Annotated in this window: 22 protein-coding genes; 5 read left to right on the top strand and 17 right to left on the bottom strand. The window is 65.6% G+C overall.

Features of this window, described 5'->3' with window-relative positions; genetic code table 11:
- Nucleotides 1-41: 41 nt before the first annotated feature.
- From L8G49_RS14645 to L8G49_RS14600, 10 genes are all read right to left on the bottom strand, one after another.
- Nucleotides 42-1,244: a TIGR03087 family PEP-CTERM/XrtA system glycosyltransferase gene (locus tag L8G49_RS14645; protein ID WP_242186523.1), complete on the bottom strand. Its 1,203-nt coding sequence runs from the start codon at nt 1,242-1,244 to the stop codon at nt 42-44.
- Entirely contained in the window at nt 1,244-2,317 is a 1,074-nt protein-coding gene (locus L8G49_RS14640; protein ID WP_242186522.1) for a FemAB family XrtA/PEP-CTERM system-associated protein, read from the bottom strand. The genes L8G49_RS14645 and L8G49_RS14640 overlap by 1 nt, the downstream gene beginning before the upstream one ends.
- Nucleotides 2,314-3,168 carry an XrtA system polysaccharide deacetylase gene (locus tag L8G49_RS14635; RefSeq protein WP_242139060.1) on the bottom strand — a complete coding sequence of 285 codons (855 nt, stop codon included), beginning with the start codon at nt 3,166-3,168 and terminating at the stop codon, nt 2,314-2,316. The genes L8G49_RS14640 and L8G49_RS14635 overlap by 4 nt, the downstream gene beginning before the upstream one ends.
- 5 nt (nt 3,169-3,173) lie before the next feature.
- Complete coding sequence (locus tag L8G49_RS14630) at nt 3,174-4,313, bottom strand: AAA family ATPase (RefSeq protein ID WP_242186521.1); 1,140 nt, start codon at nt 4,311-4,313, stop codon at nt 3,174-3,176.
- 38 nt (nt 4,314-4,351) lie between these two features.
- Nucleotides 4,352-5,968: a hypothetical protein gene (locus L8G49_RS14625; protein WP_242186520.1), complete on the bottom strand. Its 1,617-nt coding sequence runs from the start codon at nt 5,966-5,968 to the stop codon at nt 4,352-4,354.
- A complete protein-coding gene (locus L8G49_RS14620; RefSeq protein ID WP_242186519.1) occupies nt 5,965-6,900 on the bottom strand; it encodes an AAA family ATPase in 936 nt (311 codons plus the stop codon). The genes L8G49_RS14625 and L8G49_RS14620 overlap by 4 nt, the downstream gene beginning before the upstream one ends.
- Entirely contained in the window at nt 6,897-8,417 is a 1,521-nt protein-coding gene (locus L8G49_RS14615; RefSeq protein WP_242186518.1) for an XrtA system polysaccharide chain length determinant, read from the bottom strand. The genes L8G49_RS14620 and L8G49_RS14615 overlap by 4 nt, the downstream gene beginning before the upstream one ends.
- Before the next feature lie 10 nt (nt 8,418-8,427).
- Nucleotides 8,428-9,072 (bottom strand): XrtA/PEP-CTERM system exopolysaccharide export protein, encoded by a 645-nt coding sequence (locus L8G49_RS14610; RefSeq protein ID WP_242186517.1) that lies wholly within the window; start codon nt 9,070-9,072, stop codon nt 8,428-8,430.
- Between the two features lie 101 nt (nt 9,073-9,173).
- Nucleotides 9,174-10,403, bottom strand: a complete 1,230-nt coding sequence (locus L8G49_RS14605; RefSeq protein ID WP_242186516.1) for a pyridoxal-dependent decarboxylase, exosortase A system-associated — start codon at nt 10,401-10,403, stop codon at nt 9,174-9,176.
- Nucleotides 10,400-11,902 (bottom strand): AMP-binding protein, encoded by a 1,503-nt coding sequence (locus L8G49_RS14600; protein ID WP_242186515.1) that lies wholly within the window; start codon nt 11,900-11,902, stop codon nt 10,400-10,402. The genes L8G49_RS14605 and L8G49_RS14600 overlap by 4 nt, the downstream gene beginning before the upstream one ends.
- Nucleotides 11,903-12,015: 113 nt before the next feature.
- Between L8G49_RS14600 and L8G49_RS14595 the strand changes: the two genes are divergently transcribed.
- From L8G49_RS14595 to L8G49_RS14585, 3 genes are read left to right on the top strand one after another with little or no spacing between them, the layout of a single operon-like run.
- Nucleotides 12,016-12,288: an acyl carrier protein gene (locus L8G49_RS14595; protein WP_242139068.1), complete on the top strand. Its 273-nt coding sequence runs from the start codon at nt 12,016-12,018 to the stop codon at nt 12,286-12,288.
- A 7-nt stretch (nt 12,289-12,295) separates the two neighbouring features.
- A complete protein-coding gene (locus tag L8G49_RS14590) occupies nt 12,296-13,006 on the top strand; it encodes a hypothetical protein (RefSeq protein ID WP_242186514.1) in 711 nt (236 codons plus the stop codon).
- Nucleotides 12,982-13,788: a hydrolase 1, exosortase A system-associated gene (locus tag L8G49_RS14585; RefSeq protein ID WP_347272067.1), complete on the top strand. Its 807-nt coding sequence runs from the start codon at nt 12,982-12,984 to the stop codon at nt 13,786-13,788. The genes L8G49_RS14590 and L8G49_RS14585 overlap by 25 nt, the downstream gene beginning before the upstream one ends.
- Nucleotides 13,789-13,813: 25 nt before the next feature.
- Here the strand turns inward: L8G49_RS14585 and trxB are convergent, their stop codons facing one another.
- The 3 genes from trxB to L8G49_RS14570 all read right to left on the bottom strand — a co-directional run bounded on the left by trxB (nt 13,814) and on the right by L8G49_RS14570 (nt 18,001).
- Nucleotides 13,814-14,779, bottom strand: a complete 966-nt coding sequence (gene trxB, locus L8G49_RS14580) for a thioredoxin-disulfide reductase (RefSeq protein WP_242186513.1) — start codon at nt 14,777-14,779, stop codon at nt 13,814-13,816.
- Between the two features lie 110 nt (nt 14,780-14,889).
- Nucleotides 14,890-15,273 carry a VOC family protein gene (locus L8G49_RS14575; RefSeq protein WP_242186512.1) on the bottom strand — a complete coding sequence of 128 codons (384 nt, stop codon included), beginning with the start codon at nt 15,271-15,273 and terminating at the stop codon, nt 14,890-14,892.
- A 136-nt stretch (nt 15,274-15,409) separates the two neighbouring features.
- The gene (locus tag L8G49_RS14570; RefSeq protein ID WP_242186510.1) at nt 15,410-18,001 is read right to left on the bottom strand and encodes a M1 family metallopeptidase; all 2,592 of its coding nucleotides are present in this window, start codon (nt 17,999-18,001) and stop codon (nt 15,410-15,412) included.
- Between the two features lie 108 nt (nt 18,002-18,109).
- Between L8G49_RS14570 and L8G49_RS14565 the strand changes: the two genes are divergently transcribed.
- Nucleotides 18,110-19,069: a nitronate monooxygenase family protein gene (locus L8G49_RS14565; protein WP_242186509.1), complete on the top strand. Its 960-nt coding sequence runs from the start codon at nt 18,110-18,112 to the stop codon at nt 19,067-19,069.
- 39 nt (nt 19,070-19,108) lie between these two features.
- Here L8G49_RS14565 and L8G49_RS14560 read toward each other — a convergent pair whose 3' ends face one another.
- Together L8G49_RS14560 and L8G49_RS14555 are read right to left on the bottom strand one after the other, a co-directional pair.
- On the bottom strand, nt 19,109-19,573 hold the full coding sequence (locus L8G49_RS14560) for a DUF1465 family protein (RefSeq protein ID WP_242186508.1): 465 nt from the start codon (nt 19,571-19,573) through the stop codon (nt 19,109-19,111).
- Between the two features lie 98 nt (nt 19,574-19,671).
- Complete coding sequence (locus L8G49_RS14555) at nt 19,672-19,869, bottom strand: DUF465 domain-containing protein (RefSeq protein WP_242139076.1); 198 nt, start codon at nt 19,867-19,869, stop codon at nt 19,672-19,674.
- Nucleotides 19,870-20,048: 179 nt separating this feature from the next.
- Here L8G49_RS14555 and L8G49_RS14550 point away from each other — a divergent pair, with 179 nt between their 5' ends.
- Nucleotides 20,049-20,207: a YdcH family protein gene (locus tag L8G49_RS14550; RefSeq protein WP_242139077.1), complete on the top strand. Its 159-nt coding sequence runs from the start codon at nt 20,049-20,051 to the stop codon at nt 20,205-20,207.
- A 48-nt stretch (nt 20,208-20,255) separates the two neighbouring features.
- Here L8G49_RS14550 and L8G49_RS14545 read toward each other — a convergent pair whose 3' ends face one another.
- Together L8G49_RS14545 and dksA are read right to left on the bottom strand one after the other, a co-directional pair.
- Nucleotides 20,256-20,639, bottom strand: a complete 384-nt coding sequence (locus L8G49_RS14545; protein ID WP_242139078.1) for a PilZ domain-containing protein — start codon at nt 20,637-20,639, stop codon at nt 20,256-20,258.
- 97 nt (nt 20,640-20,736) lie between these two features.
- The gene (dksA, locus tag L8G49_RS14540; protein ID WP_242186507.1) at nt 20,737-21,198 is read right to left on the bottom strand and encodes an RNA polymerase-binding protein DksA; all 462 of its coding nucleotides are present in this window, start codon (nt 21,196-21,198) and stop codon (nt 20,737-20,739) included.
- Nucleotides 21,199-21,673 lie beyond the last annotated feature (475 nt).

Below are 21,673 nucleotides of genomic sequence, written 5' to 3'. Positions count from 1 at the left end.
CTCCCTGGGCGAACCGGGCAGGATCAACCAGGCTCGCCACGTCAGGGCGTGACGGGATACGCGGCGGCGTGTCCGAGGAACCCATCGAGCGGTGCCAGCCGGGCCGCCCAGCTGTAGCGGGTCATAACCTGCGTACGGGCGGCCTGCCCCAGGTGCGCGGCGGCGGCGGGATCCCGCAAAATCGCCGTTATCGCATCGCCGAGCGCATCGGCGGTCTCGCCGACACGGATCGTTCCGCGGTGATCGATCCCCTCTGCCGCCGCCCGCGAGGCGACGACCGGCCGTGCCATCGCCATCGCCTCCAACACCTTGTTCTGCACGCCCCGGGCAAGCTTCAGGGGAGCGACCACCACCGATGCTGCCGCGATCCACGCCCGAACGTCAGCCACTTCGCCGGTAACGGTCACGCCCGGGTGCAGCGCGAGCTTCCTGACCGCTTCCGTCGACGCGCGTCCGACGATGGCGAACCGTGCATCGGGGTGGATGCGGCGGATCTTCGGCAAAATTGCGTCGACGAACCAGGTCACCGCCTCGACATTCGGCCGGTAATCCATCTGACCGGTGAAGACGATCGAAGGGCCTGGCAAATCGACGGCGGCATAGGGCCTCTCGGGATTGAAAAAGGCGGTATCGATCCCGTTTTCGACCGCATGGACGTTGGCCGCGCCGCTGCGTTCCCGGAACAGCGTCGCCTCGGCGGCGCTGACGAACAGATTGGCCTGTGATCGCCGCGCGATCGCCGTGTCATGGCGCAGGAGGAGTGCCGCTTCGCGCGCCATCAGCCACCGCATCGGTCCGCGGGAGTCGCGGGCATAGGCCTCGAATTTGGCGGCATCCATGTCGACGAAGTCCATGATCACGCGCTGCCCGGCATTCAGCGGGAGATATTGTGCCATCTGGCTCGAAAAGACGTAGATCGTGTCGATCGCCTGCTCGGCGAGGAGCGTTTCGACCGCGCTCCGGACGGCACGATCGGCAAATGCCGTCAACGAGATCGGCGCGCCGCTGACGATCGCCTCGGCCGCGGCGCGCAGGCGCGACTTCGACCGCCAGACGATTGTGCGACTGGCCGTGATCTGATCGATCGCATCCCACGGTTCCAGATCGCGCGGATCATCCGCGAAAGCGATCAGATGGACACGCTGGGTCGCCGCGAGGTGTCGCAAGACGTGATACCCGCGGATCTTGTCCCCGCGATTGGGCGGATAGGGCAGCCGATGACCGAGAAAGAGGATGTCGCCCATCAGCCAAGACCGCGCGCGACGTGCGGCCCGACCGTGTTGGCGACCCACAAGGGCAGCTTTTTCCAAAGCGCCACCTTGCGCGCAAAGCGCGGGTCGAGCGGGTTGATCTCCCGCACCGTCGCCCCCGGCGCGGCGTGCCTGGCATAGACCAGCGGCGTGCCCTCGAACCCCCAGTTCTTCTTGAACGCCGCCGGCCCGGTGCCCGCCTTGGACCGGCCGAAGTCGAAGCGCGTACAGCCGCGCGCGCCTGCATGCGCCATCAGCGCAAAATACATCCGGTCATTGGCCCGCAAGGCGCGCGCCGCCTGCGTACCCCCACCCCAATAGGGATAGACCGTGCCGTTGAAATACAGGCTCAGCACGCTCGCGACGGGCTTTCCCGCCGCTCTCACCGTGAGGATGTCGGCGTCTCCACCGAAGTGTTGCAGCACCGACCGGAACAGCCGCGCCGGAAAAACCGGCGTCCCCAGATTGCGGACCGATTCGGAATAGACCGCATAATGCGCGCGGCGATCGTCACCGCCCGTTCCGGTCGTGACCGTCAGGTCGCGGTCCAGCGCCTTGCGCACTTCCGCGCGTTGCTTGCGGGGAATGCCCACCAGTCGTGCGGTCTCGTCCCGCAGAAGCGGCCCCGTGAACCCCAGATACGTGGCATCGTCGATCTGCCAGTCCCCCGGCGGGATCGGCCCGCCGCGCAGTTCCAGCGTGGGGCACTCGAGTCGCGCGGCCAGCCCGATCGCTGCATCGGCAAGCGGGCCCACCGCCGCATCGTCGCCTGCAAGGATCCCGCCGCCGACCGCAAAGCCGCTCGAGACAAGGGCCTTGCCGAACAGCGGTGAACGGATTTCGGTCAGGGGCAGAATCCCCGCGAGCGACCCGTCCGCCCGCTCCGCGATCAGGACGTAGCTGGTCTGTGCACAGCCCTCCGCGACCGCAAGGCTCCATGCGGGAAGATGGAACGGGGTCCCGTCAGGATGCGCCCGCACGAAGTCCGTGATCCGCACGCGCTCCAACGGATCGCGCAGGTCGGCGATTCGTACCGCCACCGGAACTGCTAGCAACGGTAACGTCACGCCGCGACCATCCCGACGGGTACGCGTTCCAGCCCGCCCACGATGTGATCCATGCGGCCCCATTCGTGCCGTTCGAGCAGACCCCGCAGCTTGCCCGCCATCGCACCGAGCCGGCTATAATGCCGCAACCGCGACCGGAGCGGGGCGTGGTCGACCCGGGGCTGGCCGGGATCGATCTCCCACGGGTGGAAATAGAAGACGGCGGGCTGGCGCGCTGCGTCGACCTGGCGGACCGCATAGTCCGTGACCGCCGCCGGGAACAATCGGAAGAAGCCGCCGCCCGTCGCCATCCGGCGCCCGCCCCATTCGGCGACCGTCACGGGAACCTCGACCAGCATGGAATCGACCAGCGGACGGAAGGCGTAACGCGGCGCTTCGGGCCAGCCATAATGGTCATGCCGCAGGGGTGCGATGCTGGAAGAGTAGCGGTACCCCTCATCCGCCAGCACCGCGTGTGCCCATGGCGTCCGGGCATCGATCGAAAAGCTCGGCGCGCGATATCCCGTAATCGCGACGCCGCCCGCATCCTCCAGCGCGGACCGCGCGCGCGCGATATCCGCGCGGAAGTGTTCGGGGGTCATCGTGAATACCCGGTCATGGTCCCAGCCATGGCTCGCCAGTTCATGCCCCTGCTCCACGATCCGGCGGATGACCGCCGGATACCGCGCGGCGACCCAGCCGAGCGTGAAGAAGGTCGCCTTGACCCCGCTCTCGGCGAACAGGGCCAGCACCCCATCGGTATTCCGCTCGACGCGGGAGGCGAGCGTTGGCCATGCGGCCTTGTCGATCACCTTTTCGAACGCACCGACCTGGAACCAGTCCTCGACGTCCACCGACATGGCATGGCGCATCGCGATCAGTTCCCGTTGCTGTGCTGGAAGCCCGTCGGGCCATGACCGGCTTCCGCCCAGTCGACGAGCAGGGTCAACACGCGCCGCAGTGCGATGTCCTGCTCTTCGATCCGCGCCTCGAGCAGCGCGATCCGTGCGGCGAGCGCTTCCGTCTCATCCGCGTCGGCCAGCGGCACCGCGACCGGGGCCGACGGGCGTACGTCCGCGGGCTGCGGCGATACGCCAAAGCGCGATGCCTCACTCCGTTCGACGGCGTACAGGCCAACCGGCTCGGCATCGTTGACGGCGACAGGCGAGAGCCCAACCGGGGAGGCGCCCGACCTGGCACCGGGCATGTCGCCGGCGATGTCGGCGACAACCAGGGTGACCGCATCGGCATCGATGACGTCAAGCTGCTCCAACGCGCCGAACAGCAACACTCGCCCGGCGAGCTGGTTCAGCCGGCGCGGTACGCCGTCCGAGGCCGCATACAGCGCGTCGAAGGCGTCGTTGGTGAATCGCGGCCGACCGGAGGCTCCCACGACGGACAGGCGGTGCAGCATATAGGGCTCGACTTCCTCAGGGCCCATCGGATCGAGATGGTGGACCGCGATGACTCGCTGGCGCAGCTGTTCCAGTCGATCCGATCCGTATAGCCGTGCCCGGAACTCGGGTTGGCCCAACAGGAAAATCTGGAGGAGGGAGTGGCCACCGGTCTGGAAGTTGGAAAGCATCCGCAATTCTTCGAGGCTGCCCACCGGCAGCGCTTGCGCCTCATCGACGATCAGCAACGTGCGTCGGCCGGTGCGTGCAGTCGCCTGCAGGCCGCGCTCGATCGCGACCAGCAGCTGCGCTTTGGTCAGGCCCTCCCCGTCGAGGTCAAGTCCCGATGCGACCATCCGCAGCAAATCCTCCGCCTCGATCTGGGTCGACACGATCTTGATCACTTGCAGCCGGCTCGGGTCGATCGTCGCCATCAGGTGACCGACCAGCGTCGTCTTCCCCGCACCGACGTCGCCGGTGATGACGATGAAGCCCTCGCCCTGCGACAGGCCATAGCCGAGATAGGCCATCGCCTTGCGATGCGTCGCGGTTTCAAACCAGAAACGCGGATCCGGCGTAAGCTGGAACGGCCGGCCGGTCAGTCCATAATGATCGTCGTACATTACACCATCCTCGCCGGGATCTTACACGCCCGAGCGTTTTAAAAGTGATACCGCATTCCAAGCTGCGCCTGTGCCGAAAGCTGGTCGTCGATGCCCTTCTGATTGAACGCATAGATTCCAGCCGTTGCCTGCGCGGCGATACGCCCGAAATTATGGAAATAGAGGCCGGTCGCCCCGGTACCGAACACCCCCGGCGCTGCGCTGAGACCGCTTTCATAGTAATTGGCAAAGATCGTGCCGTTGATGCCGGAGCTGCGATCGATCGGCGCAGCCAGGAACGCCTGGGCGTAAACGCTCTCGTCCGTCACGCCGTCGATGCTGAATCCCGTGCCGGCGGGCGCGAGGAAGCGCCGAGTGGCAAAGCCTGCGCCGACCCCGAAATTGAGCGCGCCGTGCCTTGCCGACAGCACGCCATCGATCCCGCGGGCGCGATAGGCCGCGGTTGCGATCGACTGGAACACGCCATTCAGACACCCGCCGGCAGCACCGCTGGTTGCGCCGAAAGTACAACCGCTGAACTGCTGCCCGAACACGTCGCGCTGATCGATGAAGCTCGTCGGCAATCCTGCCAGTCCCTGGCGCAACTGGCGCGCGAAGGTATCGACGCTGTCATAAACCGCGATCTGCATTCCGATCGATCGCGACGCGGCATAGCTGAATGACCCGCTGTAGGTCATGCCGCCGTACCGTCGCCCGACACGCGCCTGGAGCGAGGTGCGTGGACTGGGTCGCCAGATCACGCCGCCGTCATAGATCAGCCCGTCGGTTTCATAGGCAATCCTGGGCGCGGCGGCCGCGTCGGTTACGAACCGGCCGCGTCCATCGACGACGGGAGCGCCAGCGGCATCGCGCAACGGGTCCTTTTGGGTAACGATGATCTTCTCATAGCCTGCGCCCGCAGTGATCGCGACGCTGAGCAGAACCGGCAGGACAGCGTCGGCGCGCCCCAGCGTCGACTCATAGCGCTGGTCGAGCTGCGATGCGGTATCGATCTCATAGGCGCCCGAGACGGTCAGGCCGACGGGCAGCACCCTGCCCGGCTTGACGCCCGCCTGGGCGGCGAAGACGTGACTCTGCGCGGTATCGAAGACGTCGAGTGCGGCGCTTCCGGCGGGAACCCCGGTCCGGCCGGGGGCGTCGGCCTTCGTGAAGCCATATCTGTAGCTTGCCCCGACCCCAACCGGTCCGACATGGCTCGCCAGCGTCGGTCCGAGGTAGCCCGAATAGAGCTGTGCGATATTGTCGACATTCCCCGCGAGATTTCCGGGAGCTGCCCCGCGGATATCGGAGCGCACCCGCGTCGCGATCGCTCCGCCGTCGAAACTGACCCCCGGCACGAGCCTGATCGCACCGCGCGCCAACCCACTGTGGATCGTATTGTCGCCGACCCTTTTGTCGTAGGACAACCGGCGCTCGTAGCGATAGCTGACCTGCGCCTGGGTCCGCCGGGTCTGGAGCGACGCCTCGACGCCGGCGGCAAGGGTCGAATAGGTCAGCACGTCGTCGGTCGTCAGGTCGGCGGTTACCACCTGACCGATTTCGATATACGGCGCGATGGATCGGTCGCGCTCGGCCGCATTGGCCGGCGCGGACACGGGGACGATGCCGATCGTGGCGACCGCGATCGCACAAATCCAGCCCCCGCGTCGGGTCATTTCCCCTCGTCCAGTCGCTCGTAATAGCTCCCGTACCGGCGCCCACCAGGCGCATACCCTACGGCATTGAGCAGCAGCTGCAGATGGTCGCAGCCATCGAGCAGCGCGACCGCTTCGCGCAGATCGCCCTCGCTGGTCCGATCCGCGCGCACCACGATCATCACCTGCCCGACCTGACCGGCGAGCACGGCGGCGGGCGACGCGGCCAGTACCGGGGGCGAATCGAAGATGATGATCCGCCGCGGGTCCGCCGCCAGCAAGGCCGCGATCATCTCGCCGGTCCGGGCGCTTGCGACCAATTCGGTGTCGGCCGTCGTTTTCGTTCCGCACGGCAGCAGGCTCAGATGCGGAATGTCCGTGCGAACGATACACTGTTCGACGCAGACCGAGGGGTCCGCCAAGGCATCGAGCACGCCCTTTCCCTCGCTGAGCCCGACCCGCGCCATGACGTCGGGCTTGGCGAAATCAGCATCAACCAGCAGCACCTCGACGTCGCGCTCGGCGGCCAGCGAAATCGCCAGGTTGAGCGCGCAATAGGTCTTGCCGTCGTTCGGGTTCGCCGACGTCACCAGAAACGTCCGTGCCGCCGTGGGGTCGACCGGCCGCAAGGCGCGGGCGGTTGCCATCAGCTGACGCTTCACCAGGCGGAATTCCTCGGCAAGCGCGCCGACCGCCGCCCCCGGCACCAGCAGATGCTGCTCGGCCAGCAAGGCCCGGTCGATGGTCGCGGCAGGAACATCCGGGTTTGGCGTCGTTGCGCGCACCGGCGGGCTCGGCGGCAGAACGGTTGGCGACACCCCCGTCATCGTGGGAACGTATACCCCTTCCACACCGTCGGGTTGCCGCGCGCCGCGATGCTGACCAATGTCGTAAAGCGCAGCAGCGCGTTCCAGCAGCGAAGCGGTCGACTTCAAGGGGACAGGCCTGCTCATGCCGCGAGACCCCGCTGAAGCATTTCAACTCCGAGGAGCCCGACATAGGCGACGCCCAGCCCCGCGACCGCGCCGCCATAATAGAACAGCATGCGCCGCCGTGCCGCAATTTGGTCGGGGCGGTACATCTGCCCGATCGACCCGATCACCGGCATCCCGCTCACCTTTTCCAGCCGGCTGGCCGTCGGAAAGGTCGTCTTGAGCTGACCGAAGACGAACGCGCCGGCAACACCAGCCCCCAACGCCGCAACCAGCACCCCGGTCAGCAGCAACGGCCGGTTGGGGGATGCCGGGACGCGCGGCGCCGAGGGCGGATCGATCACGCTGAACTTGATCGAATCGGTTTGCGACTGCGCCTGCCCGCGCAGCTTGATCGCCTCGCGGTCCGACAGCAGCTTCGCGTACGAGTCCTTCAGCACCTGATAGTCGTTCTCGATCTTGGATTGTTCGGCAGCCACCTGCGGGTTCCCCGATAGTTTGGCGGTGATCGTATCGAGGTCGGATTGCAGCTGCGCCCGGCGCGCGCTTAACGCCGCGACCTGCGCCTGCTTTTCCGCCTGGATCGACCGCATCGAAAGATAGGCCGGGTTGGACGCCGCCGTACCCCCGCCACCACCAACCAGCGGCTCGCCTTTTGCGGCCGCTTGAGCCGCCGCAAGCTGGCCGCGGAGCGCGACGACATCGGGATGGTTCTCAGTATATCCCCGGGCTCTTGCATCCGCGAGCTGCCCCTGGATCGCATTCAGCCGCGCCCGTGCCGGCCCCATGCTGCCCCCGACCCCGACGCCGGGAACATTCGAGGGGGTTCCCGCCATCTGGCCATTGACCGCCGCCAGCCCGGACTGGGCCGCGGCCAGATCACTATCGACCTGTGCCATGGCCGAGCGCGCCGCACCCATCCGGTCGGTGAGCGTCCCCGTCCCCGGAAGACTGCCGAGATAGCGGTTCTGGAAGTCGGTCCGCTTGGCGTCGGCATCGGAGAGTTGCTGCTGGCGCGCGGCGAGCTGCGCATCCAGGAACGTAAGGCTCTGGCTGGTTTCGTCGCGATCGCCCGACACATTCTGTTCGACGAACAGGTCGATCAGTTTCTGGACCACCTGCCGCGTCACCCTGGGGCTCGCCCCGGTGGCCACGATCTCGAACAGATTGTCCTGCTGTGCGGTGATCTTGATCGCCCTTTGCAGGCCGACGACGCGATCCGTCAGGTCGCGATCGGTCTTTACCGTCTTGGCCAGGTCGGTTCCGCGCACGACCTTGGTCAGGCTCGTCGCCGAGGTGAGCGTCTGGCGAATCGTGTCGACGTCCTTTTGCTGATCCGCGGCCGTGATGCCGACCGCATTGGGCAGCACGGTCTGCATCTGAACGAAGACGCGCGCCCGGGACTCGTACGTATTGGGGATCTGCGCCACGACCAGCCAACCCAGCAGGGCGACGCCCCACGCCAGACCAAGCGCGATCCAGCGCCGGGTCCAGATCGCATACGCCGCCAGGCGCAGTTCATCGAAAAGTCCGTTCATCCCCGCGCCCTCAGAACATGCTTTCGGGAATGATGATCACGTCGCCGGGTTCGAGGCGGACGTTCGCGCGGCTATCGCCTTCTTTCAGCAAGCTCGACAGCTTGATCGCGAATTCGGCCTGTTTCCCGGTGGCACGATCATAGCGCACCAGGCGCGCGCGGTTTCCCGCTGCATATTGGTTGAGCCCGCCAACGGCGATCATCGCATCCAGCAACGTCATGTTCGCGCGATACGGGATCGACGCGGGCTTCTCTGTCGCGCCCACGATGCGGATCTGCTGACTGAACGTTCCCGAGAAATTCTCGACGATCACCGAAACGATCGGATCCTTGATATATTCGCCCAGCGAGATCTTCATGTCGTCGGCCAGCATCCGCGGCGTCTTGCCGACGGCGGGCATGTCGCTGATCAAGGGCGTAGTGATGCGTCCATCCGGTCGGACCTGGACCTTGGTCGACAGCTCGGGATTGCGCCAGACGAAGATGTTGAGCTGGTCGAGCGGGCCGATGATATATTCTTCGCTCGGCTTGTCCTGCGCAGCGACGAACGACGCCTGCGGCAGGACGGGCCGGGTGCTACCGGCACAACCGCCGAGCGTGGCCGTGACGCCCCCCCCCAGCAGCACCGCCGCAATAGTCCTCGACACGCACACCATAAACACCTCCCGTCGCGCGCAAACGCCGGGGGGCACCGCCGACAGGTCCCGATAGCGCGCGATAATCGCGTCTCTATGGCGGGCAAGGGGTGAAGATAGCGTTAGGGCTGAACCGGGAGCCCTGCCAGCAGTTCGCGGGCGGGAGCATGCCCCAGGAAGGCCGTGGGACTGGCCGTCAGGCCATAAGCGCCCGCCATGAAGACCGCGACCAGATCGCCGACTTCCGCCACCGGAAGCGTTACCCTGTCGGCAAGGCGGTCCAGCGGGGTGCACAGCGGTCCGACCACGCTGACCGTCTCGGTCGCGGAGCCCACGCGCGGCGTCGCGATCGCTACCGGATAGTTGCGACGCACCACGGTGCCCAGGTTGCCCGTTGCCGCCAGCTGATGATGCAGGCCGCCGTCCACCACGAGAAACGTCTCGCCGCGACTCTCCTTTCGGTCGACGACTCGGGTGAGATACACCCCGGCCTCTCCCACGAGCCACCGACCAAGCTCGATCGCATAACGCGTACCGTTCTGGTCGCGCGCGCTCAGACCCTCTCCCAGCGCCGCGCCGATCGCAGCAACGTTGACCGGCCGCTCCCCGGGGAAATACGGAATGCCGAACCCGCCGCCGAGGTTGACCAGCGGCGGCTGCTTCCCGACCTCGTCGCTCAGCCGATCGGCCAGTGCCAGCGTTGCGGCTTGCGTTTCGATGATCGCGCCGGCGTCCAGCGCCTGCGATCCGGCGAATATGTGCCAGCCGCGCCAATCTGCTCCTGCATTGACGATCGTGCGCGCGACGGCAGCGGCCTGATCCGCGTCGATCCCGAAGGGCGATGCGCGGCCACCCATCCGCATCCCCGATCCGCGCAACTCGATGTCGGGGTTGACGCGCACCGCCAGCCGCGGCGCAATGCCATCGCGATCGGCGATCGCCAACGCCCGCGCTGCTTCGCCGGCAGATTCCACGTTGACAGTGATGCCGGCCTTGATCGCCACGGCAAGCTCGTCATCGCGCTTGCCCGGACCGGCAAAACTGATCCTCGCCGCCGGCATGTGCGGCAGCGCAAGCGCGAGTTCGCCTGCCGACGCGATATCCAGCCCGTCGACCAGCGGCGCCATCGCAGCGAGCAGCGGGCGGAAGGGATTGGCCTTGATCGCATAGTGTAGATGGACGGCATCGGGCATGGCCACGCGGAATTGGGCGATCCGCCGCGCGACCACCTCTATGTCGTAGACGAACAGAGGCGTGTCCCCCGTAGCCGCAATCCATGCCGCCGCCTCCTGTCCGCCGATTCGCAACGGCAAGGCGGCAAAGTCGGCAGGGATCGATCCCATTGGCTTCATGACGTCATTTCCGCTTTGAGAGCCGCGCGGTCCAGCTTCCCGTTGGCGTTGCGCGGCAAATCGTCCCGCCACACATAGCGCTGCGGCTGCTGGAAGCTCGGCAGATCGCGACGCAGCCGGGCCCGCAATTCGGGTTCACGCGTCCCATCGCCCCGCAGGACGACGACGATCGACTGCCCCAGCCGCGGGTCGGCAACACCGATCGCCACCGCCTCGACGGTCTCGCCACCCGCAACGACCGCGTCTTCGATTTCAGTCGGACTGATCCGGTTGCCGGCGCTTTTGATCATCTCGTCATCGCGACCGATGAATCGCAACAAGCCGTCATCCGCGGCGACGACCGTATCCCCCGACCAGACGGCGAGTCCGTCAGACGATGCCCAGGCCGGTGCCGGTCGGAAGCGTTGCGTGGTGCGGGCCGCATCTTGCCAATACCCCCCCGCTACCAACGGGCCAGCATGGACCAGCTCGCCTGGTTCACCCGTCTCCGCGCGTGACCCATCCGGACGAACGACGAGTATCTCGGCAAACGGAATGGCGCGTCCGATCGACTCCGGATGGTCGTCGACCAGAGCCGGTGGAAGATAGGTCGAACGGAATGCCTCGGTCAGTCCGTACATGGGATAGAGATCCGCCTGGTGGAAACGCGCGCGCAGCCCCGCAATCAGCGACGTGGTCAGAGCACCGCCGGAATTGGTCAATCGTTTCAAAATGTTTGCGACTGCATCCGGCCATTCTGTCTCAAGCAGCTGCACCCACAAGGGTGGTACGCCCGCCAGCGTGGTAGCACCAACCCGGTCCACCGCCTTCACGACATCCCGGGCGGTCAGATAGTCGAGTGGCGCGTAGCGCGCCCCTGCCGCCCACGTCGAAAACATCTGGTTCTGCCCGTAATCGAAGCTCAGCGGCAGGACGCCCAGCACGCGGTCCGATCGCTCGAGCGCGAGGTAGTGCGCTACGCTGATCGCACCGAGCCATAGATTGGCATGGCTCAGCATCACGCCCTTGGGCCGCCCCGTCGAGCCCGACGTATACAGGATCGCCGCCAGCGTATCGCCCGACGCGCAAGATGCGGGCCGAGGATCTCCCGACCAGCTCACATCATGATCAAGCATGATGGTACAAGTTTCCGGAATATCTAGGCTTTCAAGCGTATCCGCACGGCCCGCTTGCGTGATCAATTGCGCAGCGCCGCTATCGGCCACGATATGGGCCACCTGCGCGCGTTTTAGCATTGGGTTGATCGGCACATGGACAAATCCGGCACGCGGCACCGCCATCGGCAGGACACATGCCAGACGCGTCTTGGGCAGCCAGCTTGCTACCCGCGCCCCGGGTTCCAGGCCTTGGGCTGCGAGCCAGGCGGCGACCTGCCCGGTCAGTTGCTCGAGGCCCGCAAAATCAAGCGTTCCGGCGCGGTCGACCAGCGCCACTTCGGACGGGATGCCGCGGGCTGGAAGCGTATCGATCGGGTACGGCGTGGGGTCGAGTGGAACCATGCCTCTTGATAGCCCTCCGCGACCGACTGTGAAGGCCCATCGCGATGCTCTTGGCAGCACGTCGTGCATTCTCTATCGCAGCGCACCATCAAGAGACGGAACCGGGGCTCGCAGTGCTTCCAGATAATTACGGCCAGATCGATTCCACCATTCGAGGTTGCCTTCGCGACGTGCTCGGACTGAGCGAGGAACGCGTCGCCGCGTTCCAGGACGACACGCCCCTGTTTGGCGCCCTGCCCGAGCTCGACTCGATGGCTGTGGCGGGTTTGCTGACCGAGATCGAAGAGCGGCTCGGTATCCTGATCGAGGACGATGAGGTCGACGGCGAGATGCTCGAAAGCTTCGGTGCGCTCGTCCGCTTCGCGGCAGCACACGCGCCGCAATGACGGCGGCTTGATCGACGAGTACGCCTGGCGCGGCGGCCGGGAGGCAATGCTGCGCTTCGGGCCGGGCTCCGGGCCGATCGTTGTCGTGGTGCTGCCGTTGTTCGAAGAGGCCAATCGTCTGCGCGCGTCGATCGTCGCCATGTGCCGCAGGCTGGCCGATGCCGGCATCGCCAGCCTGCTGCCCGATGTTCCGGGTCAGGGCGAAAGCCTGACGCCCCTGCAGGACTGCACGCTGGCAGATATGCGGGCGGGGCTCGCCGCTGCCGCCCGGGCCGCCGCCATGACGCATGGACCGATCCACGCCGTCGCGATACGCAGCGGTGCCTTGCTGGATACGTTTGCCCTGCCGGAGCGGCGTTGGCTGTTCGCGCCGCAGCCGGGGCGCGATCTTCTGCGCCAGCTACGCCGAATCGATCATGCCGCCACCTTGAACACCGGCGCGCCGGTTCGCGAACTGCCCGCGCGTACCGCCCAGACCGTCACCATTGCCGGCAATGTGATCGGTCGAACGTTGCTCGACGCGTTGGAAGCCGCAGACGGCTTGGAGGTGCCTTCGCACGGCGGACGGGTGGTTCGGCTGACCGGAGACGCCTGGGCGGCGGACCGCCATGTCGAGGGGACGGCCTTATGGCGGAGGTCTGAGCCCGACATCGATCTTCCGCTGGTTGCGCTGTTGGCCGACGATATCACGGCATGGGTCGTCTCATGCGCCGGATAATGGCCTTTGCATGTGCGGGGGAAACGCTGCTCGGAACGCTCGATGATGCTGCGGGCAGGACCGGACTGCTGATCGTTTCGGGCGGAAACGAAATTCGGATCGGGGCGCACCGGGGGATGGCGCTGCTGGCGCGCCGGGTGGCCGAGCAAGGCATCCCCGTCTTCCGTTTCGACCGACGAGGGGTCGGGGATTCGACGGGTACCAACGCGGGCTTCCTCTCCTCCGCGCCCGACATCGCCGCTGCCGTCGCCTATTTTCGCCAGGAAGCCGCACTGGAGCGCCTCGTCGCGTTCGGCAATTGCGACGCGGCAACCGCCCTTGCGCTGTTCGGCGCAGATGCCGGCGTCGATCAGTTGATCCTCGCAAACCCTTGGATAATCCCTGCAACCGGCGACTTGCCCGCCCCCGCCGCGATCCGCGCCCGCTATGCCGCAAAACTGCGTGACCCCCGGGAATGGCTCCGCTTGGCTCGGGGCGGCGTCCATCTCGGCAAGCTTTATCGGGGGCTCATGAAGGCCCTCCAACCCAACGTGGACAGGGACCAAACCTTGCTCCGGCGCGTCTCGGCGACCTTGGACCGTGCGCAAACGCCCAGCCGTATCCTGCTGGCGGAACGGGACAATACGGCGATAGCCTTTCGCGACGCCTGGAAAACGCTGGCTGCCCTGCACGCGCACCGCATCCCGATCGCGGTCTACGACACCGCAAGCCACAGCTTCGCCGGGATCGACGAATCGCATTGGCTGGCCGACCAGATCGTCATGGCGGTCCGCGAACCCTGAAGCAGGTCCGCGGATCGCCAAACAATCATTCCGCGGCCTCGGCCATTTCGAATTCCATCTCCGCCAGGAAGCGCTCGGCGTCCAGCGCCGCCATGCATCCCGTACCGGCAGCGGTCACCGCTTGGCGATACACCTTGTCCATCACGTCGCCGCACGCAAACACGCCCGGTACGCTGGTTCGGGTCGAGCCGGTCTCCGTCCAGATGTAGTGATCGTCATCGAGCGCAAGATGCCCACGGAACAATTCGGTCGCCGGATGATGCCCGATCGCGACGAAACCGCCCTCGGTATCGAGCCGCGACCTTTCGCCGGTCACGGTATCGATCAGGTCGATCGCGACCAGTCCGGCCGTACCACCGCCGTCGACGAACTGGTCGACTTCCTTGTTCCACAGAACGGTCACGCCCTTATGCGCGAACAGCCGTTCCTGCAGGATGCGCTCCGCCCGCAGCGAGTCCCGCCGATGGATCAGCGTTACGTCAGGCGAGTGGTTGGTCAGGTAAAGCGCCTCTTCGACCGCCGTATTGCCGCCGCCGATCACCGCGACCTTCTTGCCACGATAGAAGAACCCGTCGCAGGTGGCGCAGGCGCTGACGCCCTTGCCCTTGAGCGCGTCCTCGCTGTCGAGCCCGAGCCATTTTGCCTGTGCGCCCGTCGCGATGACGAGCACGTCGCCCTCATAGACGTCCCCACCATCGCCGATCAGCCGGAACGGTCGCCGCGTGAGGTCCACCTCGACCACCGTGTCGTACATCAGCTGCGTCCCGACGTGCTCGGCCTGCTTCTGCATCTGTTCCATCAGCCAGGGTCCCTGGATGACGTCGGCAAAGCCCGGATAATTCTCGACGTCGGTCGTGGTCATCAGCTGGCCGCCCGGCTGGATGCCCTGAACGAGGATGGGCTTCATCCCGGCGCGGGCGCCATAGATGGCAGCGGAAAGGCCGGCCGGCCCCGAACCGAGGATCAACATGCGGGTGGTGTAGGTGGTCATGATCACTTTCGTCCTGTCGGCCCGCCGCGTCTAGGGTCGCGACGGGCCGGCTGACAACATGGTGCGCGCGCGGCGTCAAGCAAGAGCTTGCGCCGCGTCGATGCTTTGGATCAGGCCGGCACCCGGTACATGGCACACAGCTTGTTGCCTGCCGGATCCCGGAGATAGGCCAGGTACAGCTTGCCGAAGGCGCCTTCGCGGACACCGGGCGGGTCTTCGCACTCGGTACCGCCGTTGGCCAGGCCCGCCGCATGCCAAGCATCCGCCGCTGCCTGCGATGCGGCCCTGAAACCGATCGTCCCGCCATTGGCATGGCAGGCGGGAGCGCCGTCGATCGGCATGGTCACCATGAACAGCCCCCCGTCGTGCATGTAGAAGATCCTTCCCATGGGGTCACTGCGACCGGCGCCGGCGCCAAGCGCGCCGAGCGTCGCATCGTAGAACGCCTGTGAGGCATGGATGTCATTCGATCCGACCATGACATGACTGAACATGAGGTACGCTCCACGAACTGCTAGGTTGGGACGACGAGACTAACACCCAAGTCGTCCCTCGGCCATGCCCGGCCGGACGGTTGGGATCGGTCGATCCCTCCCCGCCCATGTGACCGGAACACCGTATCGCGCCGACTCAGGAGGTGGATCGGCCCCAGGCGGCGACATCTTCCCGGATCCGCGCGTCCACCATCTGCCGTGCCGCCATCGCCGACACGATACGCGTTGCCGCGCCCTGTGCCTCGGCCGGAAGATTTGCCTTGGCGAATGCGGTGATCTTGCCAGGCATCGCGGGGTCGTCGGATCCCGCCCCCAATCCGGCGACGAAGCCGGCACGGGTGCTCGTTTCCACCAGCGTATTGATCAGGGAGATATGCGCCACCGCATAGTCGAACGCCATGTCCGGATGCTCGTTCGCCACCGCGCGCAGCAAGCTCGCCTTTTGCGGCGCGGTGAAACGATCGGTGGTTAGCAGCGCAAGCGCGCGCTGCGCAAGGCCGTCGTCCTTTGGCGCGCCGAGCAGCCGGACGTAGGTGTTCTTGGTCACCGGGTTCTTTTCGGCCATCGTCAGCGCCAGAAGCGCATCCCAGTCGGCCACCGTGGCATTGTGCGCGAAGACGCCGAGGATCGGCGCGCGGATCGATGCCGGGATGGCGTCCGGGTTCTTCTGCAAAGCGGCAAACAGGTCGCGCGATTTGGCGATGACCGCAGGGTCACCGTGCTCGCCCAGCACCGCGATCAGCGTTTCGCGGAGGGTTGCGGTCAACGCGCCCTCGTCGCGGCCAGCGGAAAAGCCGACGCGCGTCATGACAGGCTGAAGCGTGCGGACGATCTTGGCACCGACCGCGTCCCGGGCGGGACCCTTGGCGACGCGCCCGTCCAGGTCGGACATCTGCCCCGCCACGGTCTGCCACAGCAGCGGGTTCGCCTCGACCCCGATCGCCCCGACGTCGGCGAAATAGCGATCGAGCCGCTGGTTCCCACCCTTTGCCAATGCAAAGTCATCCCCGAGCGTCCCGAGCTGATCGGTCAGCGCGATCTTGCCGAAATCGCGTACGATCGCGGCATGCGCCGGTGCGGTGTACTGAACCCGGGCGTAGCTGCCCTTGTCGCGGTTGAGCACGACGGTCCCGCAACCGGGAAGTGTGACCGGCTGCACGGCCGCGCCGCGCACCGTCGCGCGGACATCAGCCTGACCCACGACACCGAGCGTCATCGGCACCCGCCACGTCTCCGCCTGCTTGGCGGAACCGTCATACGCGAAGCGCCCCTGCGTCAGGCTGACCTGCGTCTTGCCGCCAAGGCAGCGCGCGTCGGTCATCGTCACGAGCGGAACGCCCGGCTGGAGCGTGAAATCATGCGCGATCGGGGCCACCGGTGTCTTCGCCGCCGTCGACAGCTCGTCCCACAACTGGTCGGTCGCGGTGTTCCCGTACTTGTACCTGGCCATATATCCCCGGATGCCGGCACGGAACGTGTCGGCGCCGAGCGTGGATTCGAGCATGCCGATCACCGCCTGCCCCTTCATGTACGTGATACCGTCAAACGCCTGGCCGATCTGATCGACCGTCTCGACGTGACGGATGATCGGGTGCGTGCCGACGGTCGAGTCGACCTGAAGCGCGCCCTCGCGGTCCTGCGCCACGGCGGTGGCGGCGGCGTACCATTCAGGGTTCAGGTCGATGCTCGACTTGTTTTCCATCCACGAGGCGAAGCCTTCGTTGAGCCAGAGATCGTCCCACCAGTTCATCGTCACCAGGTCGCCGAACCACTGGTGCGCCATTTCATGCGCGACCACCGTGAAGATGCGCTGCTTGCCGCTCTGCGTCGCCCGCTTCGCATCGTACAGGAGTTCGGGCTCGAAATAGAAGATCGCGCCCCAATTCTCCATCGCCCCGAAGAACTGGCTCGAGCCCGGGCCTGCGATCATGTCGAGCTTGGGCAGCGGATAGGGCTGTCCGAAATACGCATTGTAATAGGTCAGCAGTCGCTTCGCCTGTGCCAGCGCATAATCGCCCTGGTCGACCACGCCGCGCCGTGTGATGATGCCGATCTCGGTCTTCCCCGCCATCACCGTCTTGCGCTCGACGTCGCCCATGCCGAGGAACATCAGGTAACTCGACATCTTGGGGGTTTCGGCGAAGCGATACAGCTTGGTACCGTCGGCCTGCTTGGTAACGCTGGTCGCCGGCATATTGGAAAAGGCGGTCTGGTCGCCCGGAGCGATCGTGCTGATCGTGAAGCGGGCCTTGTAGGCCGGCTCGTCCCACAGCGGCGCAAAGCGGCGCGCGTCGGGCGCCTCGAACTGGGTCACCAGCATGCGGGCGGCAGAGCCGTCCTTGTTGGTATAGTCGATCGCGAACAGCCCGGCGGCCGAGGTGTTGATGGTCCCGGTCCAGGCGAACGCCAGCGCGTGCTTGCCTGCCGATACGACCGTCCCCGGCGTCAGAACCAGCTGCTGCTTCGCGACGTCGAGCCGGAAGGTGACGGCCTTTCCGTCCAGCGTCGCCCGCGAAATCTTCAGATCGGCGGCATTCAGGACGATCGTTCGCGTCGGCTTGGCCACGTCGATCGCAACCGTCTCCTCGCCGGAAAAGGTCATCGCCTTGGCATCGGGACGAACGGAAATGTCGTAGGTGAGCGGCGTGACACCGCCCGGCAACTGGCCCACGGCGAAGGCCGGGGTCGCAACGGCGGACAGCAAGACCGCGGCAAGGGAAAGCTTCACGCACGACACTCCGGTTATCATCTCAAGACCCCGTTCCTTAAGGCATTCAGTTACCTCTGCAACTATAGGCTTGCTGGACAGGCGTTTCGGTTGCGCTATGAAACGCATATGAGCATTCCTCCGCTGTTCGACCGCCTCCGGCTTCCCGTCATCGGCTCGCCGCTGTTCATCATCTCGGGACCGGAACTGGTCATCGCCCAGTGCAAGGCGGGGATCGTCGGCTCCTTCCCGGCGCTGAACGCACGGCCGCAGGCGTTGCTCGACGAATGGCTCCACCGCATCACCGAGGAATTGGCGGCCCATAACCGCGATCATCCGGATCGCCCTGCCGCCCCCTTCGCGGTGAACCAGATCGTCCATCGGTCAAACGAACGGCTCGAAGCGGATCTTGCTACTTGCGCCAAGTGGCAGGTGCCGATCGTGATCACCTCACTCGGCGCGCGGGAAGACCTCAACACGGCGGTCCACGCCTGGGGCGGGATCACGCTGCACGACGTGATCGACGACCGTTTTGCGCGCAAGGCGATCGAGAAGGGGGCAGATGGCCTCATCGCGGTTGCGGCGGGCGCGGGCGGCCATGCCGGAAGGCTCTCACCCTTCGCGATCATCCAGGAAATCCGCCAGTGGTTCGATGGCCCCCTCGCCTTGTCGGGATCGATCGCAACCGGCGATGCGGTGCTGGCGGCGCAGGCGATGGGCGCGGATTTCGGCTATATCGGTTCGCCCTTCATCGCGAGCGTGGAAGCCAATGCCGAGGCGGACTACAAACAGGGCATCGTTGACGGCAAGGCGTCGGACATCATCTACTCCAATCTGTTCACCGGGGTGCATGGCAATTATTTGCGCGGATCGATCGAGCGGGCCGGGATGGACCCAGATCATCTGCCCGAAGGCGACCTGAAAACGATGGATTTCGGAACCGGAAACGGATCGAAACCCAAGGCATGGAAGGACATCTGGGGATCGGGCCAGGGTATCGGCGTGATCGACCGGGTCGAGCCCGTGGCTGCGATGGTCGATCGTCTCGAACGACAGTACCATGCGGCGCGTGCGCGGCTGAACCTGTAGCCGAGTTGGGCAACAAGCCCGAACGTCCTGCGTTTCGCGTTAGAAGGCGTGGGCCAGACGGCCCTGAAGCGCATGCACCGGGCTGTGGGTCACTACCGCCGTGCCGGCCTGTGCGGCATCGAGACGCGCGACCCGACCGTGCAATTCCCGACTCGCAGCGATCAATCGCTGCGCGCCGGTCGGCAAGGCCACCAGCGACCGCGGTTCGCTGACGGGCGCATCTCCCAACCGGCGCGAGGGGTCCAGCGCTTCCCGCAATTCCATTTCGCCAGCATCAACCGCGCGCTGGGTCAGAAGCCACGCGATTACGTGCATCGGTCGGGTGGTCACCTTCAGCGACTCGCAGCTGAAGGCGACCCGCGCCATTGGATCGAGTGCATTGCGATCCGTCCGTCCGCCATCGTCGAAATAGCTGCGCGCTTCGTCCGCCAGAATCATCGCGTCGGTATAGAGCGTGTCAATCACGCGGCGGCGCATCCGCGAGTCGTGCAGGGATCCCGTCATGTCGTCCATGTCGCACAAATGCGCGGGCTGCGGTACGGTTTCAGCCTGCGGCTGCGACGAACCGAAAGTGGCACAACGTAGCGCGGTCGGCCGGTCGATCAGGCGATGATGTCTGGAACCAGTTGGTCCTCCAGCAGCGAGATTTCGTCGCGCAGCCGAAGCTTGCGCTTCTTGAAGCGGGCAAGTTGCAGCTGGTCCGCCGACGCTCCATCGAGCAGCGCGGCGATCGCGGAGTCGAGATCACGATGCTCGACCCGCAACACTTCCAGGCGCTTTGCGATCAGGCTGTCGTCCATCGGTTCCCCATTCGATCCGCTGCCCTTAGCAAATGATCAATCCGCGGTCCGGATAAATTTCGGCCGGTCGCGCAATTCGGTGCACGCATCTCGCTGCATCGTATCTTTGGGGAGACAAGCAGCGCGGCAAGTGGTTTACTCCGCTCCCCCAAGCAGCACATGAAGGAGGTACGCAGACAATGCAGACCGCACATCATTCGGCCCTGGCAGCCAAGCATGCAGTCCTCGACCAGCGACTCGCTGCGGAGACGCAACGCCCGTTGCCCGACACGGCCACGATCGCCGCGTTGAAAAAGCAGAAATTGCTGATCAAGGAAGAATTAGAGCAGCTTCAATAAGCCTGCCGGGTCCGGGCGCGAAAGCGCCCGGACCGCTTTGGTACCGGATCAGCGCAGGTTGCCGCGCGGAAGGATCGGCTTCACGAAAACGGGCGTATGCGCGCCCTGCCCCACTGGCTTCCGCGCCAGAAGCGGATCGATCTGGCGGTCGAAGGCAATCCCGATTCGCCCGGACGTCGACCAGGCTACATGACCGGGCACCCATCCGATGCCGCGGATATCGGCTTCGACACGCGCGTCACGGTCCAGACCTTCCGGATAGTCCGCCATCATCCCCCCGGCCGAAAGGTTGCGCACCCGAACCTGCCGCCCCGCGCTCACTCCGGCAAGACGCAATTCCGCCATCAGAAACAGGCTGTCGCGAACGTCCTGCCGGTTCGAAGTCGCATCGTCAGCCGAAACTGGTGCTTGATCTGGCGAATACTGGTCCATCGCGAAAGGTCGTGCCGTTCCCCGTTCAAAGCCCGTCGATAGCCAAAAATGGTTTAAAACGGCTTAAGATTTCGTGCCGGCCCGGCCAACGCCCGATCTATTCCTCGCGCGAGACCTTCTCGTGCCGCTCGTGCCGTTCCTGGGCCTCGACCGTCATCGTCGCGATCGGACGCGCTTCGAGCCGGGCCAGCGAAATCGGCTCGCCGGTGACTTCGCAATAGCCATATTCGCCCTCGTCGATCCGGCGCAACGCCGCCTCGATCTTGGAGATCAGCTTTCGCTGGCGATCGCGGGTGCGCAATTCGATCGACCAGTCGGTTTCGCTGGATGCGCGATCGGTAAGATCGGCCTCCCGCAGCGTATCCAGCTGCAGCTGCGACAGCGTTCCCGCCGCCTCGCGCAGGATCGCTTCCTTCCAGGCTTGCAACTTCGCGCGGAAATAATCCTGCTGCCGCGGATTCATGAACACCTCATCGGCGCTCGGGCGGTATCCGTCATCGGCGCTTTTGGGCACCGCGACCTGTTCGGGTTCGTCCAATCGATTCAAGACCGTCGCCATCCCACTCTCTCCGCTCGGTCACTGGGTGCGTTTTGCACCTCCGGACCCCCCCGGGCCAACTCCATGTCGAGCGCGCCTATAGCATGCCGTTACAAGTCCACAAGCAGCACTGTTGCTGCAGCTTCGTTGTTTCTTTTCGGAAGCTTGCAGAAAAACACGCGCCGAGTGACCGATCATACCGCATTCGGCGCGAAAATACGGCGCGCGTGGAGGGCACCCCTGCGGCACTGTGTCATCGCGGTACACGGCCTTCGGCACGACAGCACCAGGCCGATAAATGACGCTTCGTCTGCGCCGATGTCGCGAATGAATGCGCGCTTAACGGGATGTTGAGCTCTGCCGGCGTTAAATGAATGCAATGTCGGTCCGGCGCAGGTTTGTCCCGGAGAGTAGCGAGTAGCGTCATGTCAGTTCGTATGGCCGCAGCCAAACTCTGCGCGTGTGTTTGCGGTGGCGCCGTGGTCGGCGGCGGCGC

The sequence above is a fragment of the Sphingomonas sp. CARO-RG-8B-R24-01 genome (assembly GCF_022662295.1).
Lineage (GTDB): Bacteria > Pseudomonadota > Alphaproteobacteria > Sphingomonadales > Sphingomonadaceae > Sphingomonas.
The sequence above is the reverse complement of the archived record's forward strand: the minus strand, read 5'-3'. Positions and strand labels throughout refer to the sequence as shown.